This is a genomic window from Cryobacterium sp. 10S3, from assembly GCF_034344045.1.
GTDB classification, from domain to species: domain Bacteria; phylum Actinomycetota; class Actinomycetes; order Actinomycetales; family Microbacteriaceae; genus Cryobacterium; species Cryobacterium glucosi.
Genome location: NZ_CP133773.1, coordinates 440,765 through 455,111 on the forward strand (window position 1 = coordinate 440,765; position 14,347 = coordinate 455,111).

A 14,347-nucleotide genomic window follows, 5' to 3' on the forward strand; every position below is an offset into this window, starting at 1 on the left:
AGTGAGCTCAATGGCTACGTCTTGCTTCATTGATCGAAGCTGCCTACTGTTCAGATACTCAGGCTGATTTTCCATCGTTCAATGTCTTCTAATGTCTTCTTCAGATCGTTCAGTAGAAGGATCGCGACATCGACAGCTGTGAGGCCGCCCTTGATTGCCGTCGGGAAGTTCTTCATGAGGTATGCAGCTAATCGAGTAATTTCTTCTTGTGTGTTTGGCATCTTGGTTCTCCTGTGTTTGGTTGTATTGTTTGGTCCTGGCCTGAATCGACCGTCGCGGTATAGTCCTAATAGGAGTTAGTTATATTTCCGCGACGTTCGAGCCAAGCCGGGACCTGGCTGTGGATAACTCCGGGAATCGTGTCGTTTGACAGTTGCCGGAGTCTCGTGGTCTTGTAACGTTATTTCGCAAGTATTCGCGTGCTTTGTCCACAGTGCTTATCTAATGGACTTTTTCGTGATTCCATGGTGTAGCTATGCGACGTTTGACTCCTTGTGGTCAGAACGTCCCACAACCTACATTTCAGCACTCGACACTATTCCGACAAAGTGGTAGTTATCGCCTCACGTTCCATGACTGCCTTAACTAACTCCGCTGCGTCTTTGATATTGAAGTCATCAGCATCGTATGAGTCGAACATTCCCTTTATTGTGGAGTGAAGCAGGTCAGTGTCTAGGCTTTTCAATAACATTGCAGGCATGACGTATTGCGGCTTTGACTCGGCTACGTAGTCGAGCGCTGTCTTGTACTCAATGAAGCCGTCATAGTCTCGCTCACCTTCAAGGAAGTCGCAGCCACTACACGAGCCGTATGACCCAATGTAGAAGAAGTATCTGGCACTCTCATCACGAGTGACAACGATATATTCGCCTTGGTAGCTACCGATCTCCCGCTGGAAAATCATTTCTGTGTCTGTTACTGCTGCGATCATGTCGCCGTAACCATCCACCTTTATTTTTGCTTCTTTGATATCGGTCATATGACCTCCTTGTGTTTAAATAGTTGTATTGATGACTAGCCATGAAGACCTAGACCAAATCCTTTACCTCTCCGAAGAGAAGGGGATGTCAGCTGCTTTCATAAAAGAAGAGCTGAGCCTTCCGATTAGTGAGCGCCAGGTGCAGCGTCTCATCGCAAGTCGTCTAGGTCGTCGCCCAACGCGGTTCGCTGTCAGGCGTGCTGATCCACTCAGAAGCCGCGTGGTGACCTATATGGAGATGCAAGGACTGGATCAGTACTACTGCTCGTCTTGTTTGAAACCGCGCTTAGAGCCTGGCTTCATCCGAGCGCTGAATAGTGATCTCAGCCTTGATGTCCTTGTGTTCGTGTGTCGTCACTGCTCTGTGGCAAGCGATCGGTAGGTACTAGCTGCGTTCTCGGAACCAGCCTGGTTTACGGCGAATGATTGTGTTCAGGATGCCACCTTGGATCGAGGCGTTCTTATCAGCGCTGACTGCGATACCTTTTGCTACACCGATACGGCCGCCTAGGTCTTCCATTGCTTTCTCAAACTGTTTGACTGTGACGTACTCAGACGGACTCTTTACCTGGTTCGCTAGCCCTTTGGCCAATTGCTTCTCAGCTGATGTGTCCTTCGGAGCATCACCACGCTTCGCCTGGCGGGCTTGCTTGTATGTCTTGAAGGCTGGCCAGGTCTTCACGCGTTTGACGGTGTTGATCGTGGTTTCGCTGACATCAAAGTACGATGCGAGCTTCTTTGTGTCATAGCGTTTGTCTGCGACTCGCGCCTTGATCTCACGGCTGATAGTGAGGAAGAATCTTTGATCGATTCGTTTACTTGCTGACATTCGGGTTGTTTCTCCTGGGCTTCATTGCCCGTTATTTAGTTATGTGGTCCTAGGCGATAGCGACTTCAACCGTGATCGGTTCGTCACTCGGTGCATAGAACTCAGGCTCTAGGTGGTACACGCCGCTCTCTAGTCCCGTCAGGAACAGATCGAGGGCTTTGAAGTCATCATCTGTCTTCAGGAAACTGAGTTTTGGCTTTTTCGTAGCGATACGAACGACCTTGTTCTCAAACGACTGATTCCTCAGGTTGAGAGCTTTGATCCGTTGACCTAGCGTCCCAGCCGGCGTGCTCTCATCGATGACAGCTTCAGCGTTGCTCTTCACAGGGATCTTGGTAGCGTCCGCGTTCGTTATAGCTTCCTGGTCTCGCTTGATCTCTGATGTAATGCGCTCATACTTGGCAACTGCTAGATCGGCCGCATCAGCTGTTCTAATGGATCTAACGGCTTTGTCAATCTGTTCTTTCGGCCAGGGGATGAGACTGAGAAGCATTCTGATGCTGTCTAGTTGTTCCTGACGTACGGGTGCCAGTGTGTTAGCCGCCTTGTTGCCATCGTCGTCCTCATCCTTTGCGGTGAGTCCGATCATGGCCATCAGTGCATAGCGGCGTGTATATGTAACTGCTGATCCGTGGGATTGTGGATCGATCTTGCTCATTGCGAGCTTGGTGGTCCGGCTGAAACTACGACCGTCTTCGTAAACCAGAATCGTTTCGAGTGCTGCGTGACCTTGATCATCAGTGACCATGGGCTGCATCACCGCGATCTTCCGTGCGGCAAGCAGATGGTGAGCGGTCTCTGTTACAACATCAAGCGGAACATAGTTGCTACCGTATGCATCGTTTTCGGCGCTCTTAGTAAGGGCGGAAAGTTCCTTCTGAACGGCTATCAATGCTTTCGCAATGATTGGAGGCACAAGGTAGTCCGCATGCTTCTTTGGTGCGCTTGGTTCTAGATCAGGGTTGGCCATACATTGGTCCTCAGCGCAGTTGAGAGCGCTTCTCGTACACGTTGACGTGGTGTGGTGAAGTCATGTCGCTTTGGTGTGAATGCGGCTCTCTTTGCCTCCGCAATGCTGCGACGCATATTGACGCGTTCTGCTGCGGCCTTACTCACTAGTGTTCGTTTGCTTGACAGGTGTTTCGTTGTTGCCATTTCGTTTGTATTCCCTTTTTAGTTGTATGTATCGCCGTCTTAGGGCTGTGCGTAACTCGTCGTTGCCTCTGTTTAGCGCCAGGGTCATGATCACCGTTACTACGGAGACACTGCCCTGCCCTAGATTGCTCTGCTCTGTTGCTAGTTCAAGTACTGCTTGGTGGAACGCTGGGTCCCATCTAAGCGACTTCATTTCAAGGTTGTACCCCTTGTTGTGCTTTGGAAGCATCCATGGAAAGTTAATCTTTGACATTATGTGAGTGACCTATATCTTCCCCCTCTTAGAAATGGAGTCATACAGTCCGAAGGGCACGTGAGCGACGATAGGCGTGTAGAGACGCCTCGTTTTACTTGACCAGCATGCCGTCCTCAGAACTACGCTTCAAACGCATGATCATCACCAGCCTGCGGCCTTGGCTGCTCGTTTAGGGAATACTCCACTATTACCAGCCAAGCTCTCGTGCTCGCGTGCCCATAGGGCCGTATGACTTAGTTGTTAATGTGTGCAGACTAATCACTGTCGGACCAATCAATTGATGTCCCGCTTTTGTCTAGGTCGTATTATGATCCGATTGTTTCTAATGTCAAGACGATTATGAGACGCTTTTGTCCAGACGTTCAGTGACCTCTGGAACGTCGGAATAACGTCGTTCGTGAAGTGTGACTTTGGATGTGCCCGTGATGTGCCCCTCGGGGCACCCTGAACCCGCTTATTTACTGGGATGCGCGGCGAATTGACACGCGTACTACGTACCCTCATAGTGATACCCATGCCACCCCTCGATCGTGACCACCAAATTGTCCTGTCTGTTGCCCGCTTCGGACAGCTGACTTCAGGACACTTGGCTGACATGCACTTCAGTGACCTGGCTAGTCCTACCCCACTCAAGCGTGCCGTTATCCGCCTTGTAGCTAGTAAGCACCTAGCGATTATTGAGCGTCGTCCCACTGGTGGAACAGGGGCGGGGAGTGGTCAGCGGGTGTTGCAGCTCGGCTCAGCTGGTTGGACCTTCGCACGGCGTGAGGGGCGCTACTGGCCCTATAGAACGATCAACCTGCACACACTTGCCATAGTGGACGCTTACGTTGAACTGACGCGCTTAGAACGCCTCGGGCGTATTCGCATTGATGGCTTCTCAACTGAACCTGATAGCTGGTTCAATATTGCGGGCGCAGACATCAGGCCTGACATCACGGTCGATGTGAGCGGAAGCTTTCCAATGAAGAGTATCCGGCTATGGATTGAAATAGACATGGGTACTGAGCGACAGAAGGCGATCAAAGACAAACTTGAACGCTACTGGTATGGATATGTGAAGGCAGACAATGGTGAGCTTGATGACATTGAAAACCTACAGGTTCTATTCATAGCCCCAGACGACGCCAGGGCGCGTGAGTTGCGTTGGATCATTGAACGTGGAGACAAAGACGCTCAGGCGCTTTTCATGGTAAGCAAGCTCTCTGAGTTCGCTGGGTTGATGTTTGGTTAAGTCTTAACTACAACGAATATGTCTTGACGTTTCTATCTGTAAAGCGCATTATATATACATAACTAAACAGGAAATATATCCATGATCGAAATCGCTCGCAATGTGACTACAAACCTCCGAGCCAACACCGTTGATCTTTATGCTGCTGTGGACGGCAAGAAGGTTGTGTTTGTTTACGCAGATCGTTCAACTGCTTTCAAGGCGTATCGCAAACTATCAAAGCAAGGTGCTCAATATCTTAATACGAGCGAAGAACAGAAAACACACTTATGGGCAAGTGCTGAACGCATATGATCGTCAATACAGTAACCGGTGAGATACTCGACCTAAGGCAACTAAGACGAACTCCAACACGTAGAACTCGCCGCGTAATGTACAGACGGCAGGTCAACGATGACACAGGCATATGGCTCGGAGTCCTTGCTCTCCTGGTCGCCTCAATGTCTCTCCTCCACTAAAAGAAGAACCCCGCCTATTGAGCGGGGTTTATTTCTTCTGGCAGTGAGGACGAAGGACGACGCCTGCGAGGGGGCTGTCCTTTCATTCTCTCGACTAATTGTGACAGGTATTGCATCTTTGTCCTATCGTCTGCTCTGTCGGCGTCTATAGCGCTTTGAGGGCGGGGAAAGATGAGGTCTGGTACTTCTATAACTCTGAAAAGTGATTGTTTGTTTTGCCCATGTTGCATGCCCCGTATTATGCAGATTCGTAAGCGGTTTGTATAGTGCCTAATAAATAGGGCCAGAGTTGAGATCGGATTGAATAACATCCATGGTGAGGCCGTATCTAGCCATGATCTGTTCGACCAGTTCTTTTATCCACTCCTGGGCATCCGGCGCGATGTAGATACTTTGAATCAGGTCTAAAAGATCGACGGGGATCTTGAATCCTGGCTTTACGAAGTGTTCCATAACTATGTACCCATCTTCTTTATAGGGAGCATAGCGATCTTCATCTTCTTCCGCCTCAGTCATTTCTGGCTCAGCTAGGGACCAAAGTAGTAGTCGTGCTTCCTGCTCATGCGCAAAGCTCTTTCGCTTAAAGTTATAGGGGGACAATATGTTCGCACTATTGACATTTAGGGTCTCGTAGTCGACGTACTGTACTAGGCCGCCATGAATGGGCTTTTTTGTATGAAGCGAGTGCTTGAGATGGCCCCACGTCGTTCTAATAGCGACGCCTCGACCTTCGCGCTGATATATATCCCACATGGCGGCTGATTCGTACTCAGATACAAACCAACAGCTTAGATACATGGACTCTTGAATTAGGGCCCCAGCAATGTACCGTGATGACTTTGACGGCGGCACATAGTTAGTGCCATAAGCGCCCTCCCACTTGTCAGACATTGACGCTGCCGATGCGAAATAGAGAGCTTGATCTTCCAGAATCGAGATGAACCTCGCAAGATCCATGTATCGCCAGATGGTCGCATCATCTGCGGGCTGATCAGGGAAAGAGTCGTGAACTGAGAACATAATCCTCACCCTATAGGACTGCCCATATTTAGAGTAGTTGTCCTCAAGTTCTCCACACGTGGTGGTTGACTTAAATGGATCAATTCCTCATAGTGATGCTCAACCGTTTGTCGAGTTAAACCACGACTCTCGGGGGTATAAGAATGCAAATGAAAAGCCCCGCATATTGCGGAGCCTTGTTTGCCGAGCTAAACCTGTATCTATTTTAACAGGTCTTGTTCCTTATGCAAATACTTTACTCACAGATCATAAGCCGTAACCCCTCCCTTTACAGGACGAAAAACGAAGCCAAGGTAATGATAGAACTTGCGAGTAGCGCTAAACCCAGGCTCTGATTTGGTAGGGACACAGATGTCCCAACCTAACTGCCCCCTAAACGTCAACCTGGTCTATGCGGTGTTCACAAACAGTTCGGCAGTTCTCACCCAGTACCTAGGAAAGGGAACGGTCGTAGAGAACAGGTGAAGTTTTGGAATCTCCCATCTCAGCAGCTAGCTAGGGAAGGGGGGCTCTATGCGCGCAGGAAGTCGGCTATAGCGATTCCCGCTACAGCGGCTCCCAAAGACAGCAGGGTTCCGATGACGATTAGGAAAGCGAGCCAGATAAATATTGGTGCCACCGTATTCGACCGCATCAACTTGGGTTCTACATACCTCTTGCTTACGATCAGCGCCCCTGTCATCGCACAACCACCGAGTACCAAAGTGATGATCCAGTTTTCAGCCCCAGTGGATATCTTGGCAAAAAGTGCGATTATGAGCGTCGCTACCAGTGAACTAAGAACACCGATGACGTATTGACCGACAGTAGGGTTATTGCTCTTCAAGGCATGCATACGCAAACAGTACCGTGGGAGCGGTGGCCACTTGACTAAATCATGTCGCTCCTACACATTGAGTCGCATGATCCCCCTGCCCGCAAAGATCTTCAAGCACTGGTTTGGCTACGTCATCATCGCTGTAGCCTCTGCTTCGTTGCTCGGGCTTCTTTACGTTGGCTTCGCCTCAATGGTTGATGCGGGAGTGGCTGACCCTCAACTGCTTTTCATGATCTACCTAATAGCGGTCCTATCAATCATCACGATCACCATCGTTCAAACATGGGTCTACAGCCTTAGCTACATAGAACTCAACTCAGACGGCATTGTCATCAAGAACTGGTTTACGTTATTCGTTAGCAAGGAAGAGAAGTTCGAGTGGGTACGTGTCTCACGCTCTACGGCTGCTAAAGGCGGCATCTTCGGCCAGGTCTTGAACTACGGGACTATCAGCATTGAAACAAACGGTGGATCGGTCCAGGCAAAGATCATAATGATCCCTAGGCCTGAGTATTGGCAGGACCAGATCAATCTGAAGGCTGACCAGGCGACTAGTGATGGCTCTGTTTAGTGACGAAATGTCTTGACTTTTCAATCGGGTGCGCGCATAGTACGTGGCATAACTAAACAAGGAACATCAATGTGCAACAGAAATCAAATCTTAAACCAATAATCATCTTCCTCACACTGGCACTAGCCATTGTGATTGGCATCATATTTCTATTCGGCTTTGTCATTCATACGATTGCCGCCGAACCAGCAAGCACCAGTACTGTCTCTGCTCTTACTGAGCCCAGTGCTGTACCCAATAAGCCTGTAGCAGTTGAAGCTGTTCAAGCTCCCGCAGCCCCAGCAGTTGATACCGCGATACCAGCAGCGGCGCCTGTTGCAGCTGTAGCCCCAGCAGCTACCGTGCAGCCGGCCTACACGTACTCAGCTGAGATGAGCGCAGCGGGGGTTTCCCAGGCTGACTATGGCTATGTAACCGATATGGTTCTAGGCGATCACGGTTGGCGCACTGTTGGTCCTGCTCTTTGGAAGTACGCAACCCGTAACGCATCAGAAGGATTGTTCTGGAACCTTCAGCGGGTAGATCACTACGTCTCAATCACCTACGGCTCATGGGCGGCAGCTCACGATGCATGGGTAAGCGGGGGTGACTTCTAATGCGTTGTGGGGACGGCCCAGCCTGGAGTGAGCTGAGCTGGATCGGAGTATCGACATTCAGAGTTAGTACACCGATCGGGCATCGGGTAGTAGCTCGGGCTCATTGATCCATTGACTGCGTTGGATTGCACCTGGATCATGTGGGCTCGGGACCCGCAGGCTGCGCATGTGAACTGGCTAGCGACGGGATTGCTGTTGTCGGTCATAGCCAAACTCTAGCCCTGTGGCCTAGTGAACAGCAGTAGGGCAATACGCACCCTCTGCACTACCCATGACGGCTCCGGCTAGATGCGGATGTGCATTGAGGACGGCAAGCGACAGTATGAGTTGAGACTCTTTGATACCCGACTCAAGCAATGAGCACACGGAATGACCTAAAGCAATTATCTCAGCGATGGTTAGACTTCCGTCTTCCCCCTGTGAGTACTGGTGGACATTCGTCACATATGCTGCATCAGTCCCGGCGAGCGGTGCGGTATCTTTTGTGGGATTGAGTACGTTGAACAGAACGATGTTGCCAATGATTAATAGAACGACGACGAGAGCAATGCGCTTCCGGAACCGCTTCTTCGGCTGCTGTGGTGCACTTGGCGCTACCGGTATGTTGTAGGACATTTGATGGCTCTCGTCTAACAGGCTGGAACTACAGGCACTAACCCCTAATAGGGGTGTGCTGTGAATCCATCCCCCACCCGAACTCTAGCGCGTCAGGTCTTACCCAGGCGTCGCGCGGAAGATCTACTCTCACTCTCTACGACCGTCACGAGCGTGGATACATCTAGCACCGCAGGTCGGACGAAAATTTCTGCCTGTCGGTTGCCCTACCTTTATTCCATGGATCTTTTAGGGTGGTGGGTCGAGATTTGGCACGGCTGGGGTGAGTGGTGGCCAACTATCAATTGGGGAAACGCTCCAGCCTGGTTCAGTAGCGTCCTCACTTCCGTATCTGTGCTGCTGGCAGTCCTCATCATTCGGCGAGACAAGGACAAAGCGGCTAGATCAGACGCTGAGAGCTTCGTGACCTGGGTACAGTACAGTGCTCGCACAAAGAGCACAGGACAGCAGACGATTTGGACTGTGACTATCCATGGTTACAACGCGGGTACTGCGCCAATCCCATACGCGTATCTACTTGTTCCAACCGACAAGAACGATAATGCAGGTGGTTCGATGAAGGAGCTTGCGCCTAAGTGGGACGGGAAAGAGTTCATCTTTTCTTCTGATGATGCAGTCAGACCTAGCGAATCAGTCACCCTTGCCTATGATTACGATGCAAATCCCGATCATTCTAAATTCTTTGTTAGATTCTCGGATTCACGCGGAAAGATTTGGCACCGAGCAATTAACTCTGGTCGTTACCTAAATAAAAGAGCCGCAGCTAAAGCGCTTCAGGACTACCTGCAATCTCAGTAGTGTGAAATTGCTCTACGTTTAGAGGTATGAATCTAGGGGAATTCGGGCAATGGTGGAGCAGTCAAGAATGGGGAAGTGTAGGCCAATGGTTCAGCGGACTTCTCACAGCCGCAACATTGGCAACCACGCTGCTGCTGCTATCTGCAAATCGAAAGAAAGATACGCACGCACAAGCTGATTCCTTTCTGAGCCTTGAAGATACCGTGATGGATGAGACCGGAATCCACTGGCGCGTGCGTCTGGTTAATGCGAGCGATGGACCAATTTCTGGTGTGATCGTTAGATCTCGTCCACATGCAGAAGAATTCGCGTATCAAGGTATCGAGCCGGAGGAGGACAGCGAAGGTCTCAGATATAAGGATTTCGGCCTCATCCGCACGGACGAAGAACGAATGGTTCTCATAGTGCGCGACAAACTCTATGGCAATCCTGGATTCATTCTCCGGTTCAATGACTCAAGAAGCCACACCTGGTACCGAGAGTTGAAAAATGGACGATATCTCAGTGAAAGAGAGATAAGCAAATATCGGAAAGAGACCATCAAAATGAAGGAATCCGGCAACGACCATCCGAGCTGGTAAATACCAAGCTTTCATTTCAGCCTAGTTTGTGTATAAATAGACGCAACATTATGGCTAACAAAGAAATACCAGTAGAAGAACAACCAGAAAAACACCCAGGCGGTCGTCCTTTAGCTTTCGGCACCATCGATGAGCTAGAACAGGCCATCAAGTCCTACTTCAATGAATGTGATCCACACATCGCTAAGCGAATAGTTGAAACTGGTCGCACTGCTAAGGATGAGGCGATTTGGGAACTGCGCGAAGTCATGACCGAGCAAAAGCCATACACAATGTCTGGCTTGGCTCGACATATGGAAATCGACCGTCGAACACTGGTCAACTACGCAAAAATGGAACAGTTCTTTCCCACGGTACAAGCTGCTAGAGAGCGTGTACACGAGTTCGCAGAAGAGCAACTGTATGGGAAGAGCGCTGGTGGTGCTCAATTCGTGTTGAAAAACAACTTTGACTGGAAAGACCGCAGCGAAGTCGATCTAACAACTAAGGACCAACCACTCGCAATGGTGGAGTTTATTGGCGGTGGATCAACGACCAACAGTCAAGATCCAGTTTCTTAACGAGTTTCGTGAGCTCTTCAACGAGTCCTGGCGAAATATCGTCTTTTACGGTGGACGTGGCTCAGGTAAGACTCGGCACATCGGACTAGCACTTGTTCTACGCGGTCGCACGAAGCGTCTTCGCATCCTGGCTACTCGTGAGATACAGAACACCCTGGCTGACTCGGTCCACAAGGTCTTGAAGGACATCATCGAGCAGTATGGCTTCACCGACTATGAGGTCACCGATAAGACGATCCGCAACCGCATCACTGGGACGGAGTTCCTATTCGCTGGTCTTCGGCATAACGTCAATGAGATCAAGTCGATGGAAGGTATCGACATTGCTTGGGTAGAAGAGGCCCAGAGCATCAGCGAAGACAGTCTCAAAGTCCTGGCTCCGACGATCCGTAAGACAGGCAGCCAACTGATCTTCAGCTACAACCGTCTCAACGAGCTCGACCCGGTACATGTGCGCTACGTCATCAAGAACCCCGCGAAGACCTACGCCCGCAAGGTGAACTTTGATGTGCTAGAACGCGCTGGACTGTTGCCTGAAGCATTGAAGCTGGAACGCGACGAAGATGCCAAAGACCCGGCGCTGTACGCCCACGTGTGGCTCGGTGAGCCTGTCTCACAAGAAGACACTGCCATTATTGGTCGCCTGGCGATCTTGGAGGCCATGAAGCGCAAGGTAGACGACGACGGGGCAATTGAGATCGGTGCTGACATCGCGCGCATGGGCAACGACCGGACTGTGTTCAAGAAGCGCAAGGGTCTGAGGCTCATTGAAACGCGGTCTTATACGAAGCTGCGTACGACAGAGGTCTGCGACAAGTTAGAGGCCTTCGCCGGCTACGACAAGAAGACACTCATCAAGGTGGACGACACAGGAGTTGGTGGGGGAGTCACCGACGAGATGATGAAGCGCGGTTACAACGTGCTCGCAATCAACTTTGGTGCAAAGCCGATGGATTCCGACAAGTACCCGAACCTCATCAGTGAAGCCTGGTTCTACATGGCCACGATCATGCCAACTATTCAGCTCGACATGAAAGATGACGTGCTCATGGAGCTATCGAATCGTCACTGGAAGATGGACACCAAAGGGCGTCGCGGTGTTGAGAGCAAAGACGACTATAAGAAGCGTGGCTTTAGATCACCGGATGAAGCAGACGCAACAATTCTTTGCTTTTATACTCCCCATTCAACTAGTGAGTTTCGATTGCGCATCATCTAAAGTCCATTTGTCTATGTATGCGCGGGAATATTGATGTTAAGATCAAAATAGAACCATAAACAGGCAAATAAATAGCTTCATGCAAAAAAAGTCAACATTCAGACAGCGCCTTGCAACAGTAATCTCTGGTACTTCGACTAAAGAGTTTGTGCAGCCACTCCGTCCTGATGGAGGAATGGGCTTTGATGATTCGAGTCGCATAAAGGACTACATCTCAAAGGCCGAACAGCTCTCTGCCAACGTCGGTTGGGCTGCTGCGGCATCTGATGCAATCGCCGAGGCCTGTGCGGCCGTGCAGATCCAGCTCTATCGAAAGAAGAGCGACGGCGACCGAGAAGAGATCAAAGATCATGAACTGCTTGAACTCCTGAAAGACCCGAATAACATTCATTCGGGCGAGCAGATACGTCAGCTTCACTTTAGCTACCTGAACTTCACGGGTGAGAGCTACGAGCTAATGCTCAAGGCCGGCCAACCTTTTGTACCTACGCCGGGCAAGCTTCCTGATTCGCTCCTAATCCTTCCGTCTCACCAGGTCCAGTTCAAGCTAGAGCCTCTCTACTCCCAGAGTGTTGTGAAGTACGGGCAGGTGGAGTACAAGCTTGCGACGATCATTCGAGACATTAATCCTGATCCAGCCAATCCCTATATAGGACGTTCACGCATTGCAGCAAGCGCAGCTGCAATCGACACTGACGATCAGATGAAGCAATGGAACCGACGTTTCTTTGCTAACAACGCGCGCCCAGGCATGGTGATCAACACCAACGGTGAGTTGTCGGATAAGTCGTTCGATCGTCTCACTCAGTCACTTGATGACCTGCACAGTGGCACGGACAACGCCTACAAGAACATCGTCATTGAGAACGGTGATGCAAAGCCGTACAGCCTGACGCAGAGTGACCTCGACTTCCTGGCAAGTCGTGCCTTCAGTCGCGACGAGATCCTTGCGATGTTCCGCTTATCTCCTGCCCTGCTAGGTATGGCTGAGAACGTCAACAAGGCCACAGCCGACGCGGCAACCTACATCAATGCAATTATCAATACGGTTCCCCGTATGAGGCAGTACATCAACCTGCTCAACAAGATATTGGTAAAGGTCTATGACCCAACGCTGGAACTTGACTTTAAAAACCCAGTACCGGAAGACGTAGAAGCCAAGCTCAAGCAGGCCATGGAGCTCACAAATAAGGTCTTCACCATTGACGAGATACGCGCACTGTATGGCCTCAAACCACTACCGGACAATCTCGGTGACCAGTTCTATATACCAACCGCAACGGTCACTCTTGAGTCTGTCGCTAATGCTGAACCCATAGAGGATCCAAACGTTCCTGATGAAGTGGACCCAACCGTGGATGAGAATGGCAAGCCGATAAAGCCTGTCGCTGGCAAGAAAACCCTCGAAGGGGTAAAAAAAAGATCTAGCTGCGGCTCGTGAGACTCGGGGCGAAGAGAAGGTAGCTCGATACCGCAATCGAGCAGACCGATATGAAGCACAGCTTTCGGTTGTTCTTCGTGTTCAGTTCGAGGCGCAGCGCTCAGAGATCAAGTCCAACCTCAAGGCGCTAAGGAATCAGAAGTCATTCGCGACCAAGGACGCAAAGCAAGACGAGAAGGATAAGAAGGAACTACTCGCTGCACTCCTACTCTGGTCTTCGGCAACTGTCGCCCTGGCGGATGCAATGTATCCGATTATTTACAGCCTGACCGTTGAAACAGGCCAAGATGCTGTCCGACAGATCGGCATGGACCCTAGCCAGTTCAACCCGATCACAGCGGGGGTCGTCAATGGTTCGCGTAACCAGGCGAACAAAGCTGCTCAGGCGATCAACGATGAGACCGAGAAGCAGCTCCGAGCCACATTAAGCGCAGGCATCGATGAAGGTGAGTCAGATGAAGAGTTGCTTGCTCGTGTAGAGGCCGTTTTGGGAAGCGCCCTCACGATGCGTACAGCCCGTATAAGCACGTCTGAGGCCTATAGGGCAATGGGTAAGGCAGATATAGAGGCTTGGACCCAATCGGGCAAGGTGACGGGCAAGGAATGGTACACAGCTAAGGATGAGCGCGTGTGCAACATGTGCAACTCGATGGATGGAGTAATTATCGCTATTGATCAACCATTCTTTGAATTAGGTGATGTAGTCCGCGTTGGGAGTCAAACACTCAATATCAGCTATGGAAGCGTGGAAGCGCCACCGATGCATGTTAGTTGTCGATGCGTAGCGCTTGATGTTGATCTAAATTAGCCCTATTGCAAAAGCGTTCACAGTTGTTTAATCTAAGTTTAGAAAGAAGCGTAAAAATCGAATGCTAAAAGGAAGTCTACAAACAGCACTAGTCACTACTGGAATCCAGACGATTAGTAGTTTTTCCGGTACAACTGAAGTCGGAACATTCAATGGTGTCGTTGCCTATCTAAACGTCACAGCTGCCTCTGGTACAACTCCAACCTTGGCAGTGAAACTGCAAGATAGCCCCGACAAGGTGACTTGGTATGACATCCCCGGTGCAGCGTTCACATCAATGACGACGACAGGTACGCAACGTATCTCGGCAATCAATATTGGTGCGTATGTTCGTGCAGCTATCACCATTACAGGGACCACACCTAGCTTCACAACCAACATTCAAATGGTTGGAATTAACTAGGCGACCA

At 50.3% G+C, this 14,347-nt stretch carries 18 protein-coding genes; 11 read left to right on the plus strand and 7 right to left on the minus strand.

From position 1 onward, the window contains the following. Window positions 1-50 precede the first annotated feature (50 nt). From RHM57_RS01955 to RHM57_RS01970, 4 genes are all read right to left on the minus strand, one after another. Window positions 51-221: a hypothetical protein gene (locus RHM57_RS01955; RefSeq protein WP_322189498.1), complete on the minus strand. Its 171-nt coding sequence runs from the start codon at window positions 219-221 to the stop codon at window positions 51-53. 314 nt (window positions 222-535) lie between these two features. Then, window positions 536-979, minus strand: a complete 444-nt coding sequence (locus RHM57_RS01960) for a hypothetical protein (RefSeq protein ID WP_322189499.1) — start codon at window positions 977-979, stop codon at window positions 536-538. A 385-nt stretch (window positions 980-1,364) separates the two neighbouring features. Further along, a complete protein-coding gene (locus RHM57_RS01965) occupies window positions 1,365-1,808 on the minus strand; it encodes a hypothetical protein (protein ID WP_322189500.1) in 444 nt (147 codons plus the stop codon). A 49-nt stretch (window positions 1,809-1,857) separates the two neighbouring features. Then, window positions 1,858-2,778, minus strand: a complete 921-nt coding sequence (locus RHM57_RS01970; protein ID WP_322189501.1) for an ERF family protein — start codon at window positions 2,776-2,778, stop codon at window positions 1,858-1,860. Window positions 2,779-3,733: 955 nt separating this feature from the next. Between RHM57_RS01970 and RHM57_RS01975 the strand changes: the two genes are divergently transcribed. Together RHM57_RS01975 and RHM57_RS01980 are read left to right on the plus strand one after the other, a co-directional pair. Continuing rightward, window positions 3,734-4,453 carry a replication-relaxation family protein gene (locus tag RHM57_RS01975; protein ID WP_322189502.1) on the plus strand — a complete coding sequence of 240 codons (720 nt, stop codon included), beginning with the start codon at window positions 3,734-3,736 and terminating at the stop codon, window positions 4,451-4,453. A gap of 81 nt (window positions 4,454-4,534) precedes the next feature. Then, entirely contained in the window at window positions 4,535-4,747 is a 213-nt protein-coding gene (locus RHM57_RS01980; RefSeq protein WP_322189503.1) for a hypothetical protein, read from the plus strand. Between the two features lie 434 nt (window positions 4,748-5,181). Here the strand turns inward: RHM57_RS01980 and RHM57_RS01985 are convergent, their stop codons facing one another. Both RHM57_RS01985 and RHM57_RS01990 read right to left on the minus strand, forming a co-directional pair. Next, a complete protein-coding gene (locus RHM57_RS01985; protein WP_322189504.1) occupies window positions 5,182-5,931 on the minus strand; it encodes a DUF2971 domain-containing protein in 750 nt (249 codons plus the stop codon). 511 nt (window positions 5,932-6,442) lie between these two features. Then, window positions 6,443-6,766 (minus strand): hypothetical protein, encoded by a 324-nt coding sequence (locus RHM57_RS01990; protein WP_322189505.1) that lies wholly within the window; start codon window positions 6,764-6,766, stop codon window positions 6,443-6,445. 67 nt (window positions 6,767-6,833) lie between these two features. On the opposite strand from RHM57_RS01990, the gene RHM57_RS01995 reads away from it, so the two are divergent. Together RHM57_RS01995 and RHM57_RS02000 are read left to right on the plus strand one after the other, a co-directional pair. Further along, the gene (locus tag RHM57_RS01995; protein WP_322189506.1) at window positions 6,834-7,319 is read left to right on the plus strand and encodes a hypothetical protein; all 486 of its coding nucleotides are present in this window, start codon (window positions 6,834-6,836) and stop codon (window positions 7,317-7,319) included. Between the two features lie 71 nt (window positions 7,320-7,390). Continuing rightward, entirely contained in the window at window positions 7,391-7,915 is a 525-nt protein-coding gene (locus RHM57_RS02000; protein WP_322189507.1) for a hypothetical protein, read from the plus strand. Between the two features lie 228 nt (window positions 7,916-8,143). On the opposite strand, the gene RHM57_RS02005 is transcribed toward RHM57_RS02000, so the two are convergent. Then, complete coding sequence (locus RHM57_RS02005; protein ID WP_322189508.1) at window positions 8,144-8,530, minus strand: DUF732 domain-containing protein; 387 nt, start codon at window positions 8,528-8,530, stop codon at window positions 8,144-8,146. A 402-nt stretch (window positions 8,531-8,932) separates the two neighbouring features. Between RHM57_RS02005 and RHM57_RS02010 the strand changes: the two genes are divergently transcribed. The 7 genes from RHM57_RS02010 to RHM57_RS02040 all read left to right on the plus strand — a co-directional run bounded on the left by RHM57_RS02010 (window position 8,933) and on the right by RHM57_RS02040 (window position 14,340). Beyond that, window positions 8,933-9,328 (plus strand): hypothetical protein, encoded by a 396-nt coding sequence (locus RHM57_RS02010; protein ID WP_322189509.1) that lies wholly within the window; start codon window positions 8,933-8,935, stop codon window positions 9,326-9,328. A 26-nt stretch (window positions 9,329-9,354) separates the two neighbouring features. Beyond that, on the plus strand, window positions 9,355-9,909 hold the full coding sequence (locus tag RHM57_RS02015) for a hypothetical protein (RefSeq protein WP_322189510.1): 555 nt from the start codon (window positions 9,355-9,357) through the stop codon (window positions 9,907-9,909). A gap of 50 nt (window positions 9,910-9,959) precedes the next feature. Beyond that, window positions 9,960-10,469 carry a terminase small subunit gene (locus RHM57_RS02020; protein WP_322189511.1) on the plus strand — a complete coding sequence of 170 codons (510 nt, stop codon included), beginning with the start codon at window positions 9,960-9,962 and terminating at the stop codon, window positions 10,467-10,469. Continuing rightward, window positions 10,432-11,688, plus strand: a complete 1,257-nt coding sequence (locus RHM57_RS02025; protein WP_322189512.1) for a PBSX family phage terminase large subunit — start codon at window positions 10,432-10,434, stop codon at window positions 11,686-11,688. The genes RHM57_RS02020 and RHM57_RS02025 overlap by 38 nt, the downstream gene beginning before the upstream one ends. 79 nt (window positions 11,689-11,767) lie before the next feature. Further along, window positions 11,768-13,129, plus strand: coding sequence for a phage portal protein (locus tag RHM57_RS02030; protein WP_322189513.1), 1,362 nt, complete (start codon window positions 11,768-11,770; stop codon window positions 13,127-13,129). Between the two features lie 244 nt (window positions 13,130-13,373). Beyond that, a complete protein-coding gene (locus tag RHM57_RS02035) occupies window positions 13,374-13,937 on the plus strand; it encodes a phage minor head protein (protein WP_322189514.1) in 564 nt (187 codons plus the stop codon). A 61-nt stretch (window positions 13,938-13,998) separates the two neighbouring features. Continuing rightward, on the plus strand, window positions 13,999-14,340 hold the full coding sequence (locus RHM57_RS02040; RefSeq protein ID WP_322189515.1) for a hypothetical protein: 342 nt from the start codon (window positions 13,999-14,001) through the stop codon (window positions 14,338-14,340). The last annotated feature ends 7 nt before the right edge of the window (window positions 14,341-14,347 follow it).